Source organism: Arcticibacter svalbardensis MN12-7, from assembly GCF_000403135.1.
Taxonomy (GTDB): Bacteria; Bacteroidota; Bacteroidia; order Sphingobacteriales; family Sphingobacteriaceae; genus Arcticibacter; species Arcticibacter svalbardensis.
Window position 1 is genome coordinate 47,871 of sequence record NZ_AQPN01000100.1, and the last position, 21,972, is coordinate 69,842.

The following is a 21,972-nucleotide window of genomic DNA, read 5'->3' on the forward strand; positions in this document are numbered from 1 at the left end:
GGTCGGAATTCGGTTAAGAAGCCGGCCTTCTTTATTTATAACCTATTTCTAAAATAAACTTTAAAAAATGTCAACCGTACAAATATCCGCTTCAGACGTAAACAAACTGCGCCAGCAAACAGGTGCAGGGATGATGGATTGCAAGAAAGCATTAACAGAATCAAATGGTGATTTTGAAGCTGCTATCGACTACCTTCGTAAAAAAGGGGCTAAAGTTGCTGCAAGTCGTCAGGACCGTGAATCTAATGAAGGTGTAGTAATTGCTAAAACAACTGCCGATGGTAAACACGGAATTATTGTTGAAGTAAATTGCGAAACAGACTTCGTAGCTAAAAATGCCGATTTCGTTGCATTTGCGAACAGTATCGCTGATTTAGCTATCGCTAAGAACCCATCTACTTTAGCAGAACTTACTGCTTTGGACCTGAATGGAACTTCTATTGCTGATCAGGTTATTGATCAGACTGGAAAGATTGGTGAAAAGATTGGAGTAAACAAATTCGAAATCTTAACAGGAGAAAGAGTAATTGCCTACATCCACGGGAACTACCGTTTAGGTGTATTAGTTGCTTTAAGTGCTAATGTGGAAGGTATTGAAGCTGCCGGAAAAGATGTATCGATGCAAATCGCTGCAATGAATCCAGTTGCAATTGATAAAGATGGTGTGGATACCCATACTATCGAACGTGAAATGGCTATTGCTGTGGAACAGATCCGTGCTGAAGGAAAACCAGAAGCGATGATCGAAAAGATTGCTCAGGGTAAGTTAAACAAGTTTTACAAAGATTCTACTTTATTAAACCAGGAGTTTGTAAAGGATTCTTCAAAAACTGTCGCTCAATTCTTAGATTCAGTATCAAAAGGATTAACCGTTACTGCATTCAAACGTGTTCAATTAGGAGCATAACCTGTATTCAGGAAATATCATGAACTTATTAAAGGGGTTCTTTTGCGCAAGTGAAAGAACCCCTTTTTTATTTACTACATAAATACTTACCTTTGGCCGGCTTCAACAGGCTATTATCATAAAAACATCTTCTCAAAATGAAATATAAGCGTATCCTTCTGAAACTAAGCGGTGAGGCCTTAATGGGCGATAAACAATACGGAATTGACAGCGATCGGGTGCTTCAATATGCAAAAGACATCAAAGCGGTTTTTGATACTGGTATTGAAATAGCGGTCGTAATTGGCGGTGGAAACATTTTCCGTGGGTTGAGTGCAGAAAAAGCTGGAATGGATCGTGTACAAGCAGATTATATGGGGATGCTTGCTACCGTAATTAACAGTATGGCTTTACAGGATGCTCTTGAAAAACTGGACATTAAGACCAGGCTGATGACTGCGATCAAAATGGAGCAGATTTGCGAACCATTTATCCGTAGAAGAGCAGTACGTCACCTTGAAAAAAGGCGGATCGTTATTTTTGGTGCCGGAACAGGGAATCCATATTTTACAACAGATACCTGTGCCTCGTTACGTGCAATTGAAGTGAATGCCGATGTGGTACTGAAAGGTACTCGTGTGGATGGCATTTATACCGCAGATCCCGAAAAGGACCCTACTGCAACTAAATTTGATGAAATTACATTCCAGGAAGTTTATGAGAAAGGGCTGAACGTGATGGATAAAACCGCATTTACGTTATGCCAGGAAAATAATCTTCCCATTATTGTTTTTGATATGAACAAACCGGGTAACTTTATGCGTATTTCGCAGGGAGAAGCAATCGGGACATTGGTTAGAGGATAAAAATTAATAATTGATATAATAATTCTGGTTTATGAACGACCTTATAAAAAAGCAACTGACTGACGCAAAGACTTCGATGGAAAAAGCCATTGATCATGCCGAGTCAGAGATGTTAAAAATACGTGCCGGTAAAGCAATGCCTTCGATGCTTGATTCGGTGATGGTGGAATACTACGGTACGCTTACTCCAATTAGCCAGGTATCGAGTATCAATACGCCCGATGCACGTACCATTGTAGTACAACCATGGGAAAAACCCCTGTTGGTTAAGATTGAAAAAGCGATCATTGATTCCAATGTGGGCTTAAATCCACAGAATGATGGCATGGTGATCCGGATGAATGTACCTCCACTTACCGAAGAGCGTCGCCGCGACCTGGTAAAAAAAGTGAAGGAAGAAGCAGAACGTGGACGGATCGCTATTCGTAATATCCGTAAGGATGTGAATAATAAAATTCAGAAATTGAAGGCTGATGGTGTTTCAGAAGATGAAATCAAAACAGGTGAGATTGATGTACAAAAAGTAACAGATGGTTTCATTGTACAAATAGACCGTTTAGCTGAGATAAAAGAGAAGGATATAATGACTGTTTAAACACGGTATATCTTATTTAAGTAAAGTTAAGAAGGGAATGGTGTCGATCACTGTTCCCTTTATTATTTTTGTACCGCTACAAAACCCATTTTTTAATGAAGATTCTGATTGATTATTTAAAGAAATACAAAAGTCTAATTGCATTAGCCTTACTCCTTGCTGCAATTAATCAGATCTTTTCTTTTCTTGATCCCTGGATTTTCAGGAAGATCATTGATAAGTATGTGACGCATTACCACGATTACACCACGCAGGAGTTTTTTCAAGGTGCGGGACTCTTGGTTCTGGCAGCAATGGGAGTGGCCATGGTATCGCGGATAGCCAAGAATTTCCAGGATTACTATGTGAACGTGATCACCCAGCGTCTGGGGGCAAAGCTTTATTCCGATGGATTGGCGCATTCGCTGGAGCTTCCTTACCAGGTGTTTGAAGATCAGCGGAGTGGGGAAACCTTAGGCATCCTTCAGAAGGTGCGACTGGATACTGAGAAGCTCATCATTGCCACCATTAATATTGTTTTCACCAGTGTCATCGGGATTACCTTTGTGTTTTTCTATGCGATCAATATCCATTGGCTGATTGCGGTATTCTATATTGCGGTGATCCCTGTATTGGGAACGATAAGTTCTATTCTGAGTAAACGCATCAAGGTGGTGCAAAAGAGTATTGTATCCGAGACGACAGCTCTTGCCGGATCCACTACAGAATCGTTAAGAAACATTGAGCTGGTTAAGAGTTTAGGTCTGGCCGCACAAGAAATAAAGCGTTTGAATAGCACTACGGATCGGATCCTGGTGCTGGAGCTTAAAAAAGTAAAGTACGTCCGCAGTCTGAGTTTTATACAAGGCACCCTGGTTAACCTCTTGCGAAATGGGATCCTGTTCCTGATGATGTACCTGATCTACGATAATCAGATTTCCGTTGGTGAGTTTTTCTCCCTGTTCCTATACTCCTTCTTTATTTTCGGTCCGCTCCAGGAACTAGGAAATATCATCAATACCTATCGGGAAACGGAAGTATCGCTGGCCAACTTTAAAGCGATCATGAGCTCTCCAATCGAGGAGAAACCGCTTAATCCGGTTAAGCTGGATCACATCAGGGAGTTGAGTTTCAAAAATGTTAGTTTCAAACATCAGACCGCCAGTACCAACGCACTGAATCACATTAGCTTTACCTCACTTACCGGACAAACCATTGCCTTTGTAGGGCCTTCAGGCTCAGGGAAAACGACCTTAGTGAAGCTTTTGGTTGGTCTGTATAGCCCCAAAGAGGGAGGTATCATGTATAATAATATTCCTACAGCCGAAATAGACCTCGATCAGCTTAGAGAGCGGATTGGTTTTGTGACACAGGATACGCAGTTGTTTTCGGGAACGATCAGGGAGAATTTATTGTTTGTGCGGCCAGATGCAACAGATGAAGAGTGTCTGGATGTGATGCGCAAAGCAGCATGTCAGAGTTTACTCGCTCGTGCAGATAAGGGGCTGGATTCCGTTATTGGAGAAGGTGGCGTTAAAGTATCCGGTGGAGAGAAACAACGATTGTCTATTGCCCGTTCCTTGCTTCGCAGACCCGATATCCTTGTATTTGATGAAGCGACCTCAGCTTTGGATTCCATTACAGAAGAAGAAATCACCAAGACCATACGGGATGTTTCCAATATGGATAAAAGAATCACCATATTGATTGCACATCGCCTTTCCACTATTATGCATGCCGACAAGATCTTTGTTTTGGAGAAAGGGCATATCATTGAGTCGGGTAAACACGCCGAGCTTTTAGAAGAAAAGGGGCTTTATTATGCGATGTGGAGACAGCAGATTGGTGAGCGGGTAATGGTATAGGGATCTGATTAAATTTGCTTTATAAGTTTTCAATTTCCTCTATGGATAGGTCTGTTATTTCAGCAATTTCAGCAAATGAGTAACCTTTGGCTTTCATTTTACGAGCGGTATCTATTTTATTTTCTTTTTTTCCTTTTTTCTCTCCTTCACCATACTTCTTTTTGCCCTCCTCTTGAACAGCATAATTCATTACGTTTTCGTAATCCCACTTTTGCTCTAAACTTGTTCTGTATGACATAAACTCCTCCTTTGTTTTAGTAAATTTAGGTAATTCCAAAAACTTATAACCCAGTTTCTTATAAAATGTTGTGCCTGTAGAAAATACGAGACATGTCTCGTATTTTCTAAAAGAATGCGTGCTATGTAATACCCACAAGAACCAACATAATACCTCATTTAAGCGCAACGCCTTGCAAACGTTAAATGTTAAAAATTAATGTAAATCCAATGTGATTTATAATCGGTTGATTTGGGTTTTTAGTTAACAATTATAAACCTTAAACCTTTTATGAACCTTTATTTTCTTCGCAGTTATGCGCCAATGAATGATGGCCGCAAATGGAAAGCGCAAAACGTTATCAATCAGTTTACTGCTTTTTACAATAAAAGCAATCATGGAAAGTTCCAGATCAAAGTACCCACACAGCGGGAAATGGTTGCAGAGTACGATATCTGTACTTGCGAGGTGCAAAAGGCTTACAAAAAGCTGAGGGAGGACGGAATCCTGACATCAAGGGGTACGAGCGGAACCTATTTTACTGCAAAACCATTGGAGGAGAGACTGATCGTTTATCCCTTTGATTTTGCGGACACGGGACAGCGGTCGTATCACACGCTTGCCAGTAAAATGCCTGCAGCTGCATTTGAGCGGCAGATGCTGATGCTCGAAATGGATGTCTGTCCGATTTCCACAGTGGAAGGTCGTCAATTGGCTACTATGCAGAGGAAGCTGATGCGGGATCACCCTTTATCATCCGATGCGAGTATGCAGGTCATCAAGGCGGCAATCGTGAGGAAGCTGCTGCTAGAGGAGCTGCGGGTCAAGATGGGACATTTGTTGCCGGTGTCACAGGGCAAGGGATTGGAGGTTGTGGCCGATGCATTGCTGACGACGGGTGACCTGGTGGTTATGGAAACTCCGCGGGATCATCATGCCTTGCAGACTTTCCTGCGCCTGCATTGTGAGGTGCAATTTACCGGGCATAAGAAGGGCTGTGGAATGGATATGCGTGCTTTGCGAAAGATCTGTGCTGCCCGTGACGTGCGGGTTGTATTTATTCGTGCGGATTCTTCCTGGCTGGATGAATGGGTGACCAGTGACCAGGATCGGGATTCACTGATCGCGCTGGCTCATGAATTTAACTTCCAGATTGTGGAGTATGAAGTGGAGTCGGAATTTGCGCAATTCACATTGCCCGATAGGTTGGCAGTGCGGGTACATCATGCCCGGGTAATTTTTATATCTGTATTGAGCAAATTAAACCGGCTTTGGGAGAACATCAATTACGTAGTGGCCGAAGCGCCATTCATAGAAGTACTTAAAACGCATATTGCGGTACTTCCCGAACATCATACCTATGAGTTCGAACATGCTGCTGCGCTTTTGCTAGAGAGCGGACAGATGGAAATCTACCTCAGGAAAGAGCACAAGGGGTTTAAAAAGCAGTTGGTGCAGATCAAGAAGAAGTCTTTTGACGCATTGTCGCTTTATGCGTATGTGCGCCGTCCTGTTTGTGGTCGTTACATTAACATTTTTTTTTAAAGAAAACCGGGATGTAACCGAACTCACTAAGAAGCTACGAGAGCTCTGCATTTACCCATTCAACAGGAATGAACACCTCGATCTACCTAAAGGCGTCTCAGGCCTTCATATCGAGTTCTCGCGTTATAATGAACCAGTATGGGATAAGCTACTGGAAATTTTGCGGCATTTTGTTTCAAGGAAAGAAACATCCGAATTTATTAAATCTATAAAACGTGATACACGTAACAAAAAGAAAGAAAATGAGGAATTACATGTTAGAAATCAGTCGAAGCCTGTTTAAGGCAATAGACCTGCTGGATAAGCTATTTCAGCAAACGTTTGTTATTATAACCGTGATGCGGGAGGTACGGCAGCTGCTGCTGGATCAAATAGGACAGACAGAGGGAGAGGCGCTGTTGAGTATGGATGAGATGGCAAGCAAGCTTCGGGTAAGCCGGAGGACCATTGACATTTGGACAAAGGGTGGAAAATTGGATGAATACCGGGTTGGGAACAAGCCGTATTATAGGTTTAGTGAGTGTGTGAGGGGGTAAATTAGTTTTTTTAGGGCCAGTTGGGGGGCTGGCCCTTTTTTAGCTTAGGATGGGAAATTATTTCCCAGTTGTGAAGTAGCGTAATTCGTATTGCACGCGTATCAGCTTTGACAAATGTGCAACAATTGATCACTAGGATTTCAATTCTGTGATAAAGATCACTTAATATTGTTTAGAATGTGGTACTTTTGTCTATTACAACTATAATAATACCTCTCCATATTCATGAATTTTAGACGAATTGCCGCTACATTACTCTTTATATGTAGTATACTAATTTCCCCATATATCTTTGCGCAAACCAATTATTCCGATGTAAAAGTTGATGAATTAACCGATGCACAAGTGCGGCAGTTGATCCAGAAAGCCGAGTCTGTTGGGTATAATGATGCTCAATTGGAGCAAATGGCGACTGCTCAGGGAATGAAAGCGGAAGAGGTTTCAAAGTTAAGAACACGAGTTGAAAAAATACGAAAATCAAGTCCTGCGTCAAGTGTTACTACTAATTCAGAGAAAGAACAGAATGATGATGGGGCCGTTAGATCGTATGATCAACCAGATGCCTCCATTAATAGTAAAAATTTAGCAAATCAAAATACAGCACAAGTAAAGGATGCTTTTGGTAACCTGATTCCTAAGATCTTCGGTGCTGAGTTATTCAAAAACAACGATATTAAGTTTGAGCCAAACCTAAGAATGGCTACTCCTAAAGGATATATCATTGGACCTGATGATCAATTGTTAATTGATTTGACTGGTGATAATGAGGCTAATTATAAATTACAGGTGAGTCCTGATGGAACGATCCGTCTTCAATATGTAGGTTTAATATCAGTAGGAGGGTTATCTATAGAGCAAGCAACTTCAAAGATTCGCTCTGCAATGGGCAGCACTTATCCAAGTTTAAGAAGTGGTCGTACCAACGTTGCCATTAACCTGGGTAATATTAGGAGTATTAAAATTACGCTATTAGGCGAAGTAGTGAAGCCAGGTTCTTATACCCTTTCTTCTTTATCTACTGTGTTTAACGCTTTAAATGCTTCAGGTGGGCCTAATGAAAACGGGTCATTTAGAAAGATCCAGGTAATCCGTAATAATCGAATTGTTTCCACTATAGATGTTTATAATTTCCTTTTAAAAGGGATGCAAACTGGTAATATTCGTTTGCAGGACCAGGATGTGATTAATATTCCGGTATATCAGGCAAGAGTTGAGATGTCGGGTGAAGTGAAAAGGCCAGCCTTATATGAGGTGCTTAGTACTGAGTCACTGGCTGACGTGGTTAAATTTGCCGGAGGATTCTCTAATAAAGCCTATTCGGCCAAGATCAAAGTTTTGCAGAATACCAATAAGGAAAGACAAATTACAGATGTTAATGCAGATGATTTTGGCGGTTACAGACCAAAGAATGGTGATAAATATATTGTAGAAACGATATTAGACCGTTTTGCTAATCGTGTAGAAATTGAGGGAGCAGTATTTCGACCCGGACAATATGCATTAGAAAGTGGTTTGACTTTGAAACAATTGATCGAAAAAGCAGATGGCTTAAAAGAAGATGCCTTTTTAAACCGAGGTTATATATCAAGGTTAAATACAGACAATACATTGGCGCTATTGTCTTTTGATGTAGATAAAGTGTTAAAGGGAACTCAGGAAGATATTCTTTTAAGGAGAGAGGATAAAGTAACTATTTCTTCCATTTTTGATCTGAGAGAAGAGTTTAAAGTTGATATTAAAGGGGAAGTCAGAGCACCTGGTACTTTCGAGTATGCCGAGGGAATGACACTTGAGGCATTGATTCAGATGGCTGGCGGTTTCAAAGAGGGTGCTACACCTAATCGGATTGAAATTGCACGAAGAGTTAAGAACAGTGATGCTACTTCGTTGTCAGCAAAAACTGCAGATATTATTAATGTAAATATTCCGGTTGATTTGAAATTACGGGATTCCGTAATCATATTACAACCCTTTGATGTAGTTTCGATCCGGAGTTCAGAAGGTTACCAGATACAGCAACAGGTTAAAGTAGAGGGAGAGGTATTATATCCTGGAATCTATACCATTAGTCATAAAGATGAGCGGATCTCTGATGTGATTAAAAGGGCCGGTGGTTTAACAGCTCTTTCATTTGTTGAAGGAGCTTCATTAAAACGACCTGGGGCAGATGAGGCCAAAGATAGCAGAAGTGGTAATGCCATTGATACTCAGGAAGAAGATAAACAAAAGATGGTTAATTTATCCAGGCTAAAAGGAGAAGGAGTAAAGGATACATCTAGTCAGGAAATCCTATTATTAGAAAGTGATTTAGTAGGAATTGATTTGAAGAAAATTCTGAATAAACCTCTATCTAGATTTGATTTACTGTTGGAGGGTGGAGATATAATCAGGGTGCCGAAGCAATTGCAAACGGTAAAGGTTACAGGAGAGGTACTCAGACCCATAAATGTTGTTTATCGACATGGTAGGGGAATGAAAGGGTATATCAAAGGAGCTGGGGGTTATACTTATAATGCTAATAAAAAAGGAGCTTATATTCAATATGCGAATGGTTCTGTTGATGCAGTAGGTCATGTGTTGTTTTTTAATTTCTATCCAAATGTTAAGCCTGGTGCTGAGATCTTTGTGCCTAAACGGGCTCCCAGAGAAAAAGTTGGAGTTCAGGGATGGATAAGTATTGGGACAGCCTTGTCTTCATTGGCATTGATAATTATAAGTTTATATAAATAGGGATTTCATTTATATAAACCTCTTATAATTTATGACAAATTATTAAATACATGAATACGGATAGTCTAGAAAATAGTACTAATGCACAAAAGGATGAAATTTCCCTTGGAGAGCTATTTTTAAAATTAAGGAAATGGATTAATTACTTGTTTTCAAAATGGGTATTAATAATGACTTTTGGAATAGTCGGTGGTATTCTAGGTTTGACTTATGCATATTTTAAAAAGCCATTATATACAGCCAGTACTACTTTTGTTCTGGAAGAAGAAAAATCAGGAGGAATGGGTTCTCTTTCTAGCTTGGCATCCCTTGCTGGCGTAGATTTGGGAGGAGGAGGTGGTATATTTCAAGGCGACAATATACTTGAATTATACAAATCAAGAAATATGATTCAAAAGACACTTTTGACTAAAATAATTTTTCAAGGCAAGGAAGAATCATTGATTGAACATTACATATCCTTCAATAAAATGAAGGACAAATGGACGAAAAAGAAGGAATTATTAAATATAAATTTTAATTCTAATAAATGGGGGAATTTTACCAGATTACAAGATAGTGTGTTAGGTGTCGTTGTGAAAGATGTTAATAAATACAATCTTCAAGTTACTAAACCAGACAAAAAATTAAGTATTATTAAAGTTGATGTTAGGTGTAAAGATGAATTTTTTGCCAAATCATTTAACAATGAAATAGTAAAAAATGTAAATGAATTTTATGTCCAAACAAAGACAAAGAAGTATATTGACAACATAAACATCTTACAACAAAAAACAGATTCTGTTAGAGCTGTTATGAATGGGAATATTTTTTCAGCGGCAGCTATTGCTGATGCTACACCAAACCTCAATCCAACAAGACAGGTACAAAGAATTGCTCCAGTTCAACGATCCCAGTTTTCTGCTGAAACAAATAAAGCACTTTTAGGAGAATTGGTTAAAAATTTGGAAATGTCAAAAATAGCATATAGAAAAGAAGCTCCACTTATACAAATTGTAGATGAGCCTATTTTGCCTTTAGAAGTTGAAGACAATGTTATGTTTCTATATAGTATTATATTCAGTGTAATTTCGATGATCTTTACTGGTATCTACGTAATTTTAAAAAAGGGCTTATAAAGGCAAAATCGACATGTTTATTCTAGATTATTTAATACATCAAGTTTTTTCAAGACTTAAAATACCTTTTGCTTTTCTTTATAGTAAATATAATATTCCAACGAAGGAAGCTTACCCAATAATTGACTTGTTAATTCCTTTAGTTGAAAAGGATATACCCTCCATTGAAAATTGTATCAATTCGCTGAAAAAATATTCTGTTAATCCTATCAGAAAGATATTTGTGGTTTCCCCTGAAAGTGAATTGATACGAAACTTATGTGAAAATTTGGAATTGTATTTTATCAATGAAGATGATATATTACCAGTTTCTAAACAAAATCTCATTTCCATAATTAAAGATAAAACTAAGATCGGGTGGTATATACAGCAATTGATTAAATTAAATAGTGATACAATTATAGACTTAGCAGAGAACTATTTGGTGTTGGATGCAGATACAATTATGCTTAGTACACAATTCTTTTTATCTAAGGAGGAAACAATAATTAAGTTTTCAGATGAGTTTCATATTCTTTATAGACTTACAAATGCGAAAATATTGGGGTTTTGGAATTTGAAGCCAAAATCATTTATATGCCATCATATGATTTTTAACAAGAATCATCTAGTTAAATTGAAGGCGTATATCGAAGAAATCCATAGGATAAATTGGGTTTCAGTTATATTGTTGGAAGCAGAAAAAAATTATTATATGTTTTCTGAATATGAATTATATGCTCAGTTTTTGTTAAAAAAATCGAATATTAAATACAAAATACAGTATTGGTTTAATAAAAATTCCTTTTTGAAAGAAGATAATGATATCTCTAAAGTAGAAGAGCGATATCAATCTGTATCATATCATAATTATAAAAGATAATATTTTGAAAAGTAATATAACAATGATTGTGAATTCCTCTGATGGGTTTGAAGACTGTTGGGAGCCATTTTTTACTTTACTAAAGAAAAACTGGCCTGATTTCGATTACTCTTTGATTCTCAATACTGAATTCAAAAATTATAGTTTTGATGGATTGAAAATAGTATCGTCTAAAGTACATGAAGGAATATTAGATAGGAAATTATCATGGAGTGAATGTTTAATTAAAGCAATTGAACTTGTTGACACTCCTTTAATACTTTATGTTCAAGAGGACTACTTTATAGAGAAACCTGTTTTAAAAGATACTATAGACGAGTTTTCCCGATTAATGGAAGGTGGAGTTATAAAGTATATAGGCTTAACCGATATAGGGAATTTTGGTCCATTTAAAAATTATGAACATGATAAAAGGTTAGTAGTTGTTGGTAACAGTAAGTATCGGATTTCTACTCAAGCTGCATTATGGGATAAAGATACGCTACTCTCTTACTTGCGTCCTGCAGAAAATGGCTGGATGTTTGAAATCTTCGGTACTCAAAGAGCTAAAAGGAGATCGGATTTATTTCTTACAGCGAATAGGTTAATGTATTCGAGTAAAAATAATCCAATAATAACCTATATGCATACTGGTATCATTAAAGGGCAGTGGCATGAAAATATTCCTGAATTATTTAAAAAGGAAAATATTTCAATCGATGTCTCTTTAAGAGGGATTTACAAACCAAAGGCATTTTTAAGAAGAAAATTTGAAACAGGTAGAAAACTTCTGAATAATCCTTTGAGGTTTATAATAGGGATGTTAGGAAAGTAGTATGTTTAAATCCTCTATTATTGTAACTGTACTTTCGCTAATTTTAAGCGGTGTAGGATTTATTAGCCAAGTTTTAATTGCCAAATACTTTGGAGCAGGTAAAGATTTAGATATATTTTTAACTTTTTCAAGCCTACCTGTTTTGGTCGCAGCCATACTTTCTTCGGCACTTAGCTATTCACTAACACCAACACTCATTGATGCGAAAAGGATATTTGATATAGAATTTAAGAATATTGTAGGTAATTTGATAAAAAGAATTCTATTCTATGTTAGTATAATAGTGGTTTTTGTCGCTACAGGAATAAATTTTTTAATACCAAGGGTTTATACAGAAATAAATATTGCTATGTATGGTGTTGGAAAGCAAGTGCTCCTGTTGTCCTCCATAACAGTTATTGCAACTCTTTTTGCGGGTTTTTTCGCAAGTCAATTCAATTCTGATAAGCATTTTGTAAAACCACTTTTATTAAACTTTTTACCCTATTTATTTTCAATAGCTTTCCTTTTACTATTTCATGCCTCTTTAGGAATTGTCAGTATTCCCTTAGGTATAATGATTGGAACTTTCATATCGGTATGTATATCAATTTTTATATTGAAGAGCCAGATTTCATTCAATAAGTTATCTCCGTCTGCAAATGCGTATGTAAATAAGTACTTAAAAAAAATTCCAATTGCAGCAGTTGCAATGCTTTGTTTTACTATTTATCAAAGTATTGATGCTTATTGGGCGCCAAAACTAGGACCGTCCTATCTTTCTTATTTGAGCTATTGTCAAAGATTACTTATAGCGGTTGGCGCTTTGGTAATAACTGGACCATCTACTGTATTGATACCAAGGCTCACTTTAGCCGTTTTGGAAAAAAGATCAAATGACTTTTTAATGGATGTTAATCTTATTCTGAAGGTCATATTTAGTTTAGCATCTGTTATAGCAATAATAGGATCATTATTATCCAAGGAAATTATTGAAATAATGTTTCAGAGGGGAGCCTTTATTGTAAATGATACTGTTGCAATTGCCTCTATCCTACCATATATGCTAGTGGGTATGATTTTTATGCTTTGCGTAGTAATCATGTTTAGAATGCTTTTTGTGCAAAAAAAAATAAAATTTGTTGCTCTTATAGGAATCCTTTCAACTATTCTATATTTTGTTTTTAGTGGCATAGCAGTATATTTTTCTACTATTAAAGGGATTTGTATGTCGTATATATTGACATGGGTAATCTTATTTATTTTGTGTTTAAGCAAAATATTCATTGGAAATACGAGTATGTATCTCAATAAAGGCAATTTCTCATTTTTAGTTAAGCAAGGCTTTATTGTTATGGTTGTCGGTGTGTTTGTCGGTGTAATTAAAGAACAATTGCTTACACATATTAATACTCAACATATATCAGGTAAAGTAATCATTGTATTGATATGTGGTAATATAGGGCTGATGGTTTTTGTCGCTATGTCAACTTACGTTATCAAGCAGAAAGAGGTTATTTTTTTAATAAATGGTTTAAAGTCAATCGTTAAAAAGGATAAAAATGTTTGATATATTTCTTTTAATATTTTATACCTTATTTTTTATTTACTCATTTCAATATATTTTACGAAAGAATATTCTGTTTGGTAGTATTTATTTTTTCTTATTCATATATAATATTTTTGCTCAAATTGGATATTGTTTTGTACCGGAACTTTCAGAAATTATCAAAGCCTATTTTGGTCATAATTATTTTTATCAGTTTTATATTTTTAATTTCTTATCATTTCTCACTTTTTACGTATTATTTAAGACTTCGTTCCCCTACTTGGAGCGGATCAAAAGATATGAGATAGTTAGGGTCAGAAGCTCCACTAACTACATGATATTTATAATCATAATTTCAGTGATGTGGCTTTTTTTATTCTTTTTTTCAATTACCAGAGGAAACGCGATTGATTATAATACAGCATATGATGAGGATTATGTTGATGCACAGGGACCCTTATACAAGCTTTTTAGGATTGGGTTCAAGCTTATGGTTCCAATCTCTGTAATCTTATACGCTCAAGCCAGGTTTAAATCTAAGTTTAATCAAATATCTTATTCAAGCTCCTCTTTGATTACTTTTATTGCTGTTGCATTTATAGGCCTCTTTTTGTTTTTAGCTAATAAGCTTGGAAGTAGAAGTGACATTGTAGCTTTAACCTTGGGGGTATTGATTTTGGAATTTAAACTGGGATTAAATTTAAAGAAAATTTTAACTATTGGTGCATTAGGGTTTGGTCTTGTCCTATTCTTATTGTATATAGAACAGACAAGGACAGAATCTTCTATTGAAGATCTTAGTTTTGCTCATAAATTTTTATTAAAGGACTATTACGCGCCTGCTCATATTTTATATGCAGCGATGGCATATGATTATGTTAAACCATTTGAAGTAATTCAATCCAATATAAGCAATTCTTTGATTATGTTAAATTACCCTTACTTACAAGCGCCGGTTACGGATTTATTTAATCCTGGTGTTGCGACACGAAGTGCTGGATATGCGTTTTATCTTTTTACAGAAGGTTATATTTTCATGGGCAATCTGGGATTTTTGTATAATGGATTCATGCTTATGGTAGGACTATCTGTTTGGTACCTTATTCAAAATAGTTCAAACAAGTACTATAACTATATTATAGTAGCGATCATGTGTACTCAGCTCGCTAACTTAGCAAGAAACCAGAGCTCATATATTTACAAAGACATTTATATATTTTTCATACCAATTCTTGTAATTCTTTATTTTTCATCTGGGCTACGTCCAAAATTTAAGTTGTTAAAATGAATGTTTGGATAATTAACCCATATGGAAGTTTACCTGAAGAGGGCTGGAGAACTTACAGAAGTACAATGATTGCTAATGCATTAGTTAAGAGCGGACATCATGTAGTGCAATTTATTTCAAATTTTGAGCATCGAAGTAAAACTTTTAGAACAGAGTCTTATGAGATAAGAGATATTAACCCATCTTATAAAATACATATTATTCCTACTTCTTCCTATTCATCTCATATCTCTTTTGATCGGATAAAATACGAACGTAGTTTCGGAAAGTATCTCTTAAGTCTTGTTGATCTGGATTCACCAGATGTTGTTATTCTTGCTGAGCCTGCAATCTGTTACTTTAATATTATCATTAAATGGATTAAAGTCGATTTGAAAGCAAAACTTGTTATAGATTTAATAGATATTTGGCCTGAGTTATTTCATTTATTATTCCCTAAAGAGTTAGATCTTCTAGCAAAAGTTATATTTTCTCCGTTGTACTTTTGGAGAAAGAGGTTATATAGACAAGCAGATGGCCTTATTGCAGTTTCTCAAAACTACCAACACATAGGCTTAAAAATAAAGCCATTTGAAAAGTTGAAAACTGATGTTGTGTATTGGAGTATACCAAAATCAGAACTATCCAATAAGATTTCATCAACCAATGATGTTATTGCCAACATGATTAAATTTAAACATGAGGATGAAGTCTGGTGCATATATGCAGGAACATTAGGTGAAAATTATGATGTTCATTCTATAATGGAAGCTGGAAAAAGATTAAGTAAAAAATATCATTCTACAAAATTCAAGTTGTTAGTAGCGGGTGATGGTCCGATGTCAGAGTATTGTAGAAAGAACAGCGATGGAATTACTGTAGTCTTTTTAGCTAGATTAAACTCTTTGGATTTAGAAGAAGTATTTAAAAAATGTGATTTGGCATTAAGTACTTATAAAGGGCGTTCCACTGTTTCAATGCCTATAAAAGCGTTTGATTATTTAGCATTTGGCTTGCCTCTTATAAATTCTTTAGGCAGAGATTTGGGGCACTTTGTTGAAAAATATAATGTTGGTATCAATTATGTACCTGAGTCTGTCGAAGCGCTTTTTATTGCAATATGTAAAATCGTCGATGATGAAAATCTGAGAGATGAAATGCGAAAGAATGCATTTCATCTCTCAGAATCTTTCTCTGAAGACAAACAATATGCTAAATTTGTCTCTGTTGTTGAAAACGTTTGAAAAATAAAAATAGTTTATGGAAAAATTCTTAGAAATTATAAAGTTAGAATTAGCTGATACTCATTCTACTATTGACGAAAATACTAAATTCAAAGAATTAGAAGAGTGGGATTCGTTAACTGGAATGTCATTAGTAGTCTTATTAGAAGAGACTTATGGAGTTAGCATACCTGATGAAATATTTAAGTCATTTAATACTTTGGGCGACATTTTTGCATATATTAAAGAAAAAAAATGTGTGAATATATAAATGACATTGCATATTATTTGCCAAAAAAATCTCTTTCAAACGCAGATATTGAATCTCAGCATCCAGAGTGGTCTATCGAAAAAATATCCTCAAAAACAGGGATAGAAAATAGATTTTTGTCAGGTGTTGATGAATTCTGTAGTGATATGGCAGTGCAGGCTGCTAATAAATTGTTTAATCAAAATTCTCCAAGGTTAAAGCAGGAAATTGATTATTTGATATTATGCACACAGAATCCTGATTATGTTTTGCCAACTACAGCCTGTATTGTTCAAGACAGGTTAGGATTAGAGAAATCAATAGGAGCAATTGATGTGAATCTGGGATGTTCTGGTTTTATTTATTCAATAGGCCTTGCAAAGGGATTAATCAGCTCAGGACAGGCTTCAAATGTTTTGGTAATAACGTCAGATACATATTCTAAATTAATAAACCCTAATGATAAGGGTAATAAAACTATTTTTGGTGATGCAGCAGCAGCAACTCTTGTTTCGAATAAAGAGGAAGGCTTAGCTGCTAAAATAGAAAAGTTTGTTTATGGCACTGACGGTTCAGGATACGATAATCTAATTGTAAAGAATGGTGGTTCAAGAAATAGAATTAGCATAGGTCAGGATTTATTTGAAGACAATGTATATATAAAGAATGACAGTAATCTCTTTATGGATGGAAGAGCTGTTTTTCAATTCACCAATGCGGTTGTACCAAACATGGTAAGTAAGACATTAGAAAAAAACAATTTAATACTTAGTGAAATTGATAGTTTTATTTTCCATCAAGCCAATAAATTTATGCTTGAAAAGGTACGTAAGAAAATTGGTATACCTGAAAATAAGTTTATATTCAACTCTGGTAGTGTAGGAAATACGGTCTCGTCTTCTATTCCGATTGCATTTAAAAACTTTATTGACGAGGTAGGGATAAACACTGGTGAGAAAATTATGTTAGCAGGTTTTGGTGTTGGCTTATCTTATGGAGCTACTATAATTTCTATAAATTAAAAAAATGAAGAAAGGAATTTACCTTAAAATATATTTTTCATTCTTTGGGAAAGTAGTTTCTTATTTAATGAATATTATTGGAGCAATGCATAAGCCGTTTATGGTATATGGTTTTTATAATAAGGTCTCTAATGATTTCAATTTGAGAACAAGAATATCCAGTTCTGCTAAGTTTCTGAGTCGGTCGAAAGCTGATATATCAGATAATGTATGGATTTGGCATTACTCTATTATTGACGCATCAGCGGGATTGTCAATAGAAGAAGGGGTGCAAATTGGAGCCTGGGTTGGTATTTTCACTCATAGTAGTCACAATGCAATCCGATTAAATGGAAGTAAATATTTTGAGTTAGCTCAATCAGAGAGGGTAGGTTACTCTATGGAAAAAGTCATTATTGGTAAATATACTTTTATAGGTGCCTCATCCATCATATTACCGGGAGTAACATTGGGTAAAGGATGTATTGTTTCTGCTGGTTCTGTAGTTAATAAGTCTTTTCCTGATTATAGCATTATTTCAGGCAACCCTGCAAAATTGGTAGGTAGTACCGAGACTGTTGATAAATATTTCCTCAAAAATGAATCGATTAAATCTAATTATTATAATTGTTAATTTCTCTCGTATTCTTTTAAGGAAAAATTTGCAAGAATCTATACAAATCAACATTACATGAATATTCCATTTTCGCCTCCATTTATAAATGATCAAGTAATTGAAGAGGTTATTGATACGCTTAAGTCGGGTTGGATTACAACTGGTCCAAAAGTTAAGAGTCTTGAGGAGGAAATAGTTAAATTGACTAATTGTCATAACGCGCTGTGCGTAAACTCTTGGACATCTGGCGCGATGCTAGTTCTTAAGTGGTTTGGTGTAGGCCCTGGAGATGAGGTAATTGTGCCAGCTTATACTTATTCTGCTACAGCTCTTTGTGTACTGCATTGTGGAGCCACTCCAGTTATGGTAGATGTCTTAGAAGATTTCACCATGAATCCTAATAAATTGGAATTGGCTATAACAGAGCGGACTAAAGTAATAATCCCTGTTGATATTGCAGGGTTGCTGTGTAATTATCCGCATATTATGGAGATTGTAAATAGAGATAATATTGTTTCTAGATTTACGCCTGCCTCTCCAAAGCAGTTACAGTTAGGTAGAATTTTGATATTATCAGATGCTGCGCATTCGATTGGAGCAAAATATGATAATATTAATTCCGGTAGCGCAACAGATATAACTGTATTTTCATTCCATGCTGTTAAGAACATTACAACGGCTGAGGGTGGAGCTATTTGTCTTAATCTGAACGACAAATTCAACAATCAAGTTGAGTATGACTTGATGCGATTATGGTCTCTCAATGGCCAGAATAAAGATGCTTTTACTAAAAGTAAAGCAGGTGGTTGGCGCTATGATATACTGTTTGCAGGATTAAAGGTTAATATGCCTGATTTATGTGCAGCCGTTGGTCTAGCGCAAATAAGACAATATAAGCAATTATTAATCGAGCGGTTAAGAGTCGCTAAACAATACAATGATTTTTTTTCACATAAAAAGTGGGCTCAACTTCCTGTAATTCAAGATGACAATCGCGTTTCCTGTAATCATCTGTATGCGTTAAGGATTTTCAATATCACTGAAGAATTTAGAGATTTAATGATAGAAAATATTGCAGCTTCAGGTGTCTCCGTAAACGTACATTTTATACCTATGCCGATGCTGACAGTATTTAAAGATTTAGGATATTTGATAGAGAATTATCCTACTGCTTACGACAATTATTCCAGGGAGATATCTTTGCCGATATATCCTCAATTAACAACAGAACAAGTTGATTATATATGTAGTACAATTGAAAATTCTTATAATAGGTTGATTGGTGAATGAAAAGGGCATTTGATTTTATAGCTTCAAGTATCGGATTAATTTTCTTAGCACCTATTTTTTTAATAGTTATTATACTTATCTATATAGATTCTAAGGGACCTCCTTTCTTTAGACAAAACCGTGTGGGGCTAGATAATCGAGATTTTAAATTATGGAAATTTAGATCTATGAAAATTGATTCATCCGCGAAAGGATTATTGACCATCGGTAATAATGACACCCGAATAACTAAAGTAGGTAGCTATTTAAGACGATATAAAATTGATGAGCTTCCTCAATTACTTAATGTTTTTTTAGGAAATATGAGTTTGGTAGGGCCTCGTCCAGAAGTCCGTAAGTATGTGGAATTATATGATGATAATCAAAAACGAGTTTTAAAGCTAAAACCGGGGATTACTGATATGGCATCAATTAAATATCGCGACGAGAATGAAATATTAGCGACTCTTGAGGACCCTGAACTAGCATACATTACAGTAATTATGCCAGATAAGTTAAAAATTAATCTAGAATTTTATAAAGAAACTCAATCTGTTTATGGTTCGCTGAAAGTGATTTTTTTGACTTGCTATTCAATAATAAAATTCAGGTAAGTATGTTTCTGTATTCTACTTTTGTATCATACGTGAAAGTGTACTTCATTCACAGTAATAGATTATAATTTATATTTAGGGTTGCGTTTTTTTTACTAATTTAGAGCATATTTATTCACAAATTATTTTTGATCTATATTTATAATAATGGGAAGTGTTCATTTATAAAGATACTACAAAACGTGTTTTTTTTGAATGTAGTTTTGGGTTAAGATTTTGTTATTTATTATATATAAACGTATCTCCATGTTTGCAAAATTGGACGTTGTTCCGCGCTGGGTAATTTTTATAATTGATATTTTTCTTACTGTTCTTGCTTTATTGATGGCCAAAGTGGTGAGGCATAACTTTGATTTAGATTCCATTAACATGGTTGCGCTCAATAAGTCTGTAGTAATTGCAATGTTGATCAACATTGCAATGTTTCTATCTCTTGGCATTTATGCAGGCATCATTCGATACACCTCTGCTGAGGATTCCACACGTATTTTAGGCGCTTTAACAGCAAGTTCCCTCATTTTATTTTTCATTCATTCCGTGGTAATCGCTTTTGGGGGTGCACCCTTTATCAGTACGGCTGATATCATCATTTATACCTTATTTAGTTTTGTCTTTTTGATTACCTATCGGGTAATTGTAAAGTACTTTTTCATGTACATCAAAAATCTGAAACTGGATACGATTCGTGTGATGGTATATGGTGCGGGTGAGGCAGGATTGGCCACTAAGAGGACATTCGATCATGACCCGAATGTGAATAAGCGGATTTTAGCTTTTGTAGATGATGATGAACGTAAAGTAGGTAAATCTATTGATGGCGTAAAGATTCTGGATGCTAAGAATCTGGAAGAGCTGATCGTGCAACATGAATTGGATGAGATTATTTTCGCATCGTATGCTATTCCGTTGGAACGTAAGAATCAAATTGTTGATATCTGCCTGGAGCACAAAGTTAGGGTGCTAAATATTCCTGCTCGTGATGTTTGGACGCGTAAAGACACCAAAACAAACCAGATTCAGAATATTAATATTGAAGATTTGCTGAACAGAGATTCCATTCAGTTAGATAATAGAATCATTGAGGAGGAGCTTCGCAATAAACGAATCCTGATTACTGGTGCTGCCGGATCTATAGGAAGTGAAATTGTTAGGCAGTTGATGAAGTTCAATACGGGTATGATCATTATTTGTGATCAGGGGGAAACTCCCTTGCATCATTTGTATATGGAACTGAGTGAAACGCATCAGCATAGTGACTTTTTTGCCTTTATTGGGGATGTTAGGGATAAAAAGAGAATGGATTTTCTCTTCAATAAATTCAAGCCGCATTATGTGTATCATGCTGCGGCATATAAACATGTTCCGATGATGGAGGGTAATCCTGCGGAATCTATTAAAACAAATGTACTGGGCACCAAAACGATTGCTGATCTCTCTGTAAAGTATGGGGTAGAGAAGTTTGTAATGATCTCCACGGATAAAGCCGTGAACCCAACGAATATCATGGGAGCTTCGAAGCGGATTGCAGAAATCTATGTGCAGTCGCTAAATAATTCTTTGAGTAACCTGGATTTGTCCATCAATGGTGGCCTGAGCATGAAACCGGTTACGAAGTTCATCACTACCCGCTTTGGGAATGTGTTGGGTTCGAATGGTTCGGTGGTTCCTCTTTTTAAACAACAGATTGAAAAGGGTGGTCCGGTTACGGTTACTCATCCTGATATTACCCGTTATTTCATGACGATTCCTGAAGCTTGCCGCCTGGTATTAGAGGCTGGATCAATGGGTCATGGTGGTGAGATCTTTGTCTTTGATATGGGTAAATCGGTGAAGATTGTAGACATGGCCAGAAAGATGATTCAACTGGCTGGCCTGGTTCCTGATGTAGATATCAAAATTGCTTTTACCGGTTTGAGACCTGGTGAGAAATTATATGAAGAGCTTTTGAATGATGGGGAGAATACCTTGCCTACGCATCATGAGAAGATCATGATTGGGAAGGTACGGGAGCATGACTTTGCGGAAGTGGAAGCACAGCTTGATGAGTTATTTAAACTGGCGGTTATCAATGATAATAACCAAATTGTGTTGCAAATGAAGAGGATAGTACCCGAATTTATCAGCATGAATTCGGTATTTGAGAAATTAGATCTGGTATAGTAACCGTTTTCTGTTCAACCCAGAAAAAAAA

20 protein-coding genes are annotated in these 21,972 nt (G+C 36.0%); 19 read left to right on the plus strand and 1 reads right to left on the minus strand.

Features of this window, described 5'->3' with window-relative positions:
* Positions 1 to 67 precede the first annotated feature (67 nt).
* The 4 genes from tsf to ADIARSV_RS13250 all read left to right on the plus strand — a co-directional run bounded on the left by tsf (position 68) and on the right by ADIARSV_RS13250 (position 4,191).
* The gene (gene tsf / locus ADIARSV_RS13235) at positions 68 to 907 is read left to right on the plus strand and encodes a translation elongation factor Ts (RefSeq protein WP_016196064.1); all 840 of its coding nucleotides are present in this window, start codon (positions 68 to 70) and stop codon (positions 905 to 907) included.
* A gap of 137 nt (positions 908 to 1,044) precedes the next feature.
* Positions 1,045 to 1,752, plus strand: a complete 708-nt coding sequence (gene pyrH, locus ADIARSV_RS13240) for a UMP kinase (RefSeq protein ID WP_016196065.1) — start codon at positions 1,045 to 1,047, stop codon at positions 1,750 to 1,752.
* Between the two features lie 31 nt (positions 1,753 to 1,783).
* On the plus strand, positions 1,784 to 2,347 hold the full coding sequence (gene frr, locus ADIARSV_RS13245; protein WP_016196066.1) for a ribosome recycling factor: 564 nt from the start codon (positions 1,784 to 1,786) through the stop codon (positions 2,345 to 2,347).
* Positions 2,348 to 2,442: 95 nt separating this feature from the next.
* Positions 2,443 to 4,191 carry an ABC transporter ATP-binding protein gene (locus ADIARSV_RS13250; protein ID WP_040300061.1) on the plus strand — a complete coding sequence of 583 codons (1,749 nt, stop codon included), beginning with the start codon at positions 2,443 to 2,445 and terminating at the stop codon, positions 4,189 to 4,191.
* 19 nt (positions 4,192 to 4,210) lie between these two features.
* Here the strand turns inward: ADIARSV_RS13250 and ADIARSV_RS13255 are convergent, their stop codons facing one another.
* Positions 4,211 to 4,429 (minus strand): hypothetical protein, encoded by a 219-nt coding sequence (locus tag ADIARSV_RS13255; protein WP_152439881.1) that lies wholly within the window; start codon positions 4,427 to 4,429, stop codon positions 4,211 to 4,213.
* A 270-nt stretch (positions 4,430 to 4,699) separates the two neighbouring features.
* Between ADIARSV_RS13255 and ADIARSV_RS13260 the strand changes: the two genes are divergently transcribed.
* The 15 genes from ADIARSV_RS13260 (at position 4,700) to ADIARSV_RS13335 (ending at position 21,941) form a co-directional block, all read left to right on the plus strand.
* Positions 4,700 to 5,953: an aminotransferase-like domain-containing protein gene (locus tag ADIARSV_RS13260; RefSeq protein WP_016196069.1), complete on the plus strand. Its 1,254-nt coding sequence runs from the start codon at positions 4,700 to 4,702 to the stop codon at positions 5,951 to 5,953.
* A 215-nt stretch (positions 5,954 to 6,168) separates the two neighbouring features.
* Positions 6,169 to 6,489, plus strand: a complete 321-nt coding sequence (locus tag ADIARSV_RS21550; protein WP_152439882.1) for a MerR family transcriptional regulator — start codon at positions 6,169 to 6,171, stop codon at positions 6,487 to 6,489.
* A gap of 225 nt (positions 6,490 to 6,714) precedes the next feature.
* A complete protein-coding gene (locus ADIARSV_RS13275) occupies positions 6,715 to 9,219 on the plus strand; it encodes an SLBB domain-containing protein (protein ID WP_016196072.1) in 2,505 nt (834 codons plus the stop codon).
* A gap of 50 nt (positions 9,220 to 9,269) precedes the next feature.
* The gene (locus tag ADIARSV_RS13280) at positions 9,270 to 10,337 is read left to right on the plus strand and encodes a Wzz/FepE/Etk N-terminal domain-containing protein (RefSeq protein WP_016196073.1); all 1,068 of its coding nucleotides are present in this window, start codon (positions 9,270 to 9,272) and stop codon (positions 10,335 to 10,337) included.
* 13 nt (positions 10,338 to 10,350) lie between these two features.
* Complete coding sequence (locus ADIARSV_RS13285) at positions 10,351 to 11,199, plus strand: DUF6492 family protein (RefSeq protein WP_016196074.1); 849 nt, start codon at positions 10,351 to 10,353, stop codon at positions 11,197 to 11,199.
* 4 nt (positions 11,200 to 11,203) lie between these two features.
* The gene (locus tag ADIARSV_RS13290) at positions 11,204 to 12,013 is read left to right on the plus strand and encodes a hypothetical protein (protein WP_152439883.1); all 810 of its coding nucleotides are present in this window, start codon (positions 11,204 to 11,206) and stop codon (positions 12,011 to 12,013) included.
* 1 nt (position 12,014) lies between these two features.
* Positions 12,015 to 13,562 (plus strand): lipid II flippase MurJ, encoded by a 1,548-nt coding sequence (locus ADIARSV_RS13295; RefSeq protein ID WP_016196076.1) that lies wholly within the window; start codon positions 12,015 to 12,017, stop codon positions 13,560 to 13,562.
* Between the two features lie 313 nt (positions 13,563 to 13,875).
* On the plus strand, positions 13,876 to 14,829 hold the full coding sequence (locus ADIARSV_RS13300) for a hypothetical protein (protein WP_152439884.1): 954 nt from the start codon (positions 13,876 to 13,878) through the stop codon (positions 14,827 to 14,829).
* A complete protein-coding gene (locus ADIARSV_RS13305) occupies positions 14,826 to 16,052 on the plus strand; it encodes a glycosyltransferase family 4 protein (RefSeq protein WP_016196078.1) in 1,227 nt (408 codons plus the stop codon). Before ADIARSV_RS13300 ends, ADIARSV_RS13305 begins: the two co-directional genes overlap by 4 nt.
* A 16-nt stretch (positions 16,053 to 16,068) precedes the next feature.
* Positions 16,069 to 16,302, plus strand: coding sequence for an acyl carrier protein (locus ADIARSV_RS21215; protein ID WP_040300083.1), 234 nt, complete (start codon positions 16,069 to 16,071; stop codon positions 16,300 to 16,302).
* Positions 16,287 to 17,303, plus strand: coding sequence for a ketoacyl-ACP synthase III (locus ADIARSV_RS13315; RefSeq protein ID WP_016196079.1), 1,017 nt, complete (start codon positions 16,287 to 16,289; stop codon positions 17,301 to 17,303). The genes ADIARSV_RS21215 and ADIARSV_RS13315 overlap by 16 nt, the downstream gene beginning before the upstream one ends.
* A gap of 4 nt (positions 17,304 to 17,307) precedes the next feature.
* Positions 17,308 to 17,916, plus strand: coding sequence for an acyltransferase (locus tag ADIARSV_RS23070; RefSeq protein WP_016196080.1), 609 nt, complete (start codon positions 17,308 to 17,310; stop codon positions 17,914 to 17,916).
* A gap of 57 nt (positions 17,917 to 17,973) precedes the next feature.
* Positions 17,974 to 19,188 (plus strand): DegT/DnrJ/EryC1/StrS family aminotransferase, encoded by a 1,215-nt coding sequence (locus tag ADIARSV_RS13325; RefSeq protein WP_016196081.1) that lies wholly within the window; start codon positions 17,974 to 17,976, stop codon positions 19,186 to 19,188.
* Positions 19,185 to 19,781: a sugar transferase gene (locus tag ADIARSV_RS13330; RefSeq protein WP_016196082.1), complete on the plus strand. Its 597-nt coding sequence runs from the start codon at positions 19,185 to 19,187 to the stop codon at positions 19,779 to 19,781. Before ADIARSV_RS13325 ends, ADIARSV_RS13330 begins: the two co-directional genes overlap by 4 nt.
* A 246-nt stretch (positions 19,782 to 20,027) precedes the next feature.
* Positions 20,028 to 21,941, plus strand: coding sequence for a polysaccharide biosynthesis protein (locus ADIARSV_RS13335; RefSeq protein WP_016196083.1), 1,914 nt, complete (start codon positions 20,028 to 20,030; stop codon positions 21,939 to 21,941).
* Positions 21,942 to 21,972: the final 31 nt, after the last annotated feature.

Coding starts and splice junctions, on each gene's coding strand:
- tsf (WP_016196064.1), top strand. CDS start 68: ATGTCAACCGTACAAATATCCGCTTCAGACGTAAACAAACTGCGCCAG.
- pyrH (WP_016196065.1), top strand. CDS start 1,045: ATGAAATATAAGCGTATCCTTCTGAAACTAAGCGGTGAGGCCTTAATG.
- frr (WP_016196066.1), top strand. CDS start 1,784: ATGAACGACCTTATAAAAAAGCAACTGACTGACGCAAAGACTTCGATG.
- ADIARSV_RS13250 (WP_040300061.1), top strand. CDS start 2,443: ATGAAGATTCTGATTGATTATTTAAAGAAATACAAAAGTCTAATTGCA.
- ADIARSV_RS13255 (WP_152439881.1), bottom strand. CDS start 4,429: ATGTCATACAGAACAAGTTTAGAGCAAAAGTGGGATTACGAAAACGTA.
- ADIARSV_RS13260 (WP_016196069.1), top strand. CDS start 4,700: ATGAACCTTTATTTTCTTCGCAGTTATGCGCCAATGAATGATGGCCGC.
- ADIARSV_RS13275 (WP_016196072.1), top strand. CDS start 6,715: ATGAATTTTAGACGAATTGCCGCTACATTACTCTTTATATGTAGTATA.
- ADIARSV_RS13280 (WP_016196073.1), top strand. CDS start 9,270: ATGAATACGGATAGTCTAGAAAATAGTACTAATGCACAAAAGGATGAA.
- ADIARSV_RS13285 (WP_016196074.1), top strand. CDS start 10,351: ATGTTTATTCTAGATTATTTAATACATCAAGTTTTTTCAAGACTTAAA.
- ADIARSV_RS13295 (WP_016196076.1), top strand. CDS start 12,015: ATGTTTAAATCCTCTATTATTGTAACTGTACTTTCGCTAATTTTAAGC.
- ADIARSV_RS13300 (WP_152439884.1), top strand. CDS start 13,876: ATGATATTTATAATCATAATTTCAGTGATGTGGCTTTTTTTATTCTTT.
- ADIARSV_RS13305 (WP_016196078.1), top strand. CDS start 14,826: ATGAATGTTTGGATAATTAACCCATATGGAAGTTTACCTGAAGAGGGC.
- ADIARSV_RS21215 (WP_040300083.1), top strand. CDS start 16,069: ATGGAAAAATTCTTAGAAATTATAAAGTTAGAATTAGCTGATACTCAT.
- ADIARSV_RS13315 (WP_016196079.1), top strand. CDS start 16,287: ATGTGTGAATATATAAATGACATTGCATATTATTTGCCAAAAAAATCT.
- ADIARSV_RS23070 (WP_016196080.1), top strand. CDS start 17,308: ATGAAGAAAGGAATTTACCTTAAAATATATTTTTCATTCTTTGGGAAA.
- ADIARSV_RS13325 (WP_016196081.1), top strand. CDS start 17,974: ATGAATATTCCATTTTCGCCTCCATTTATAAATGATCAAGTAATTGAA.
- ADIARSV_RS13330 (WP_016196082.1), top strand. CDS start 19,185: ATGAAAAGGGCATTTGATTTTATAGCTTCAAGTATCGGATTAATTTTC.
- ADIARSV_RS13335 (WP_016196083.1), top strand. CDS start 20,028: ATGTTTGCAAAATTGGACGTTGTTCCGCGCTGGGTAATTTTTATAATT.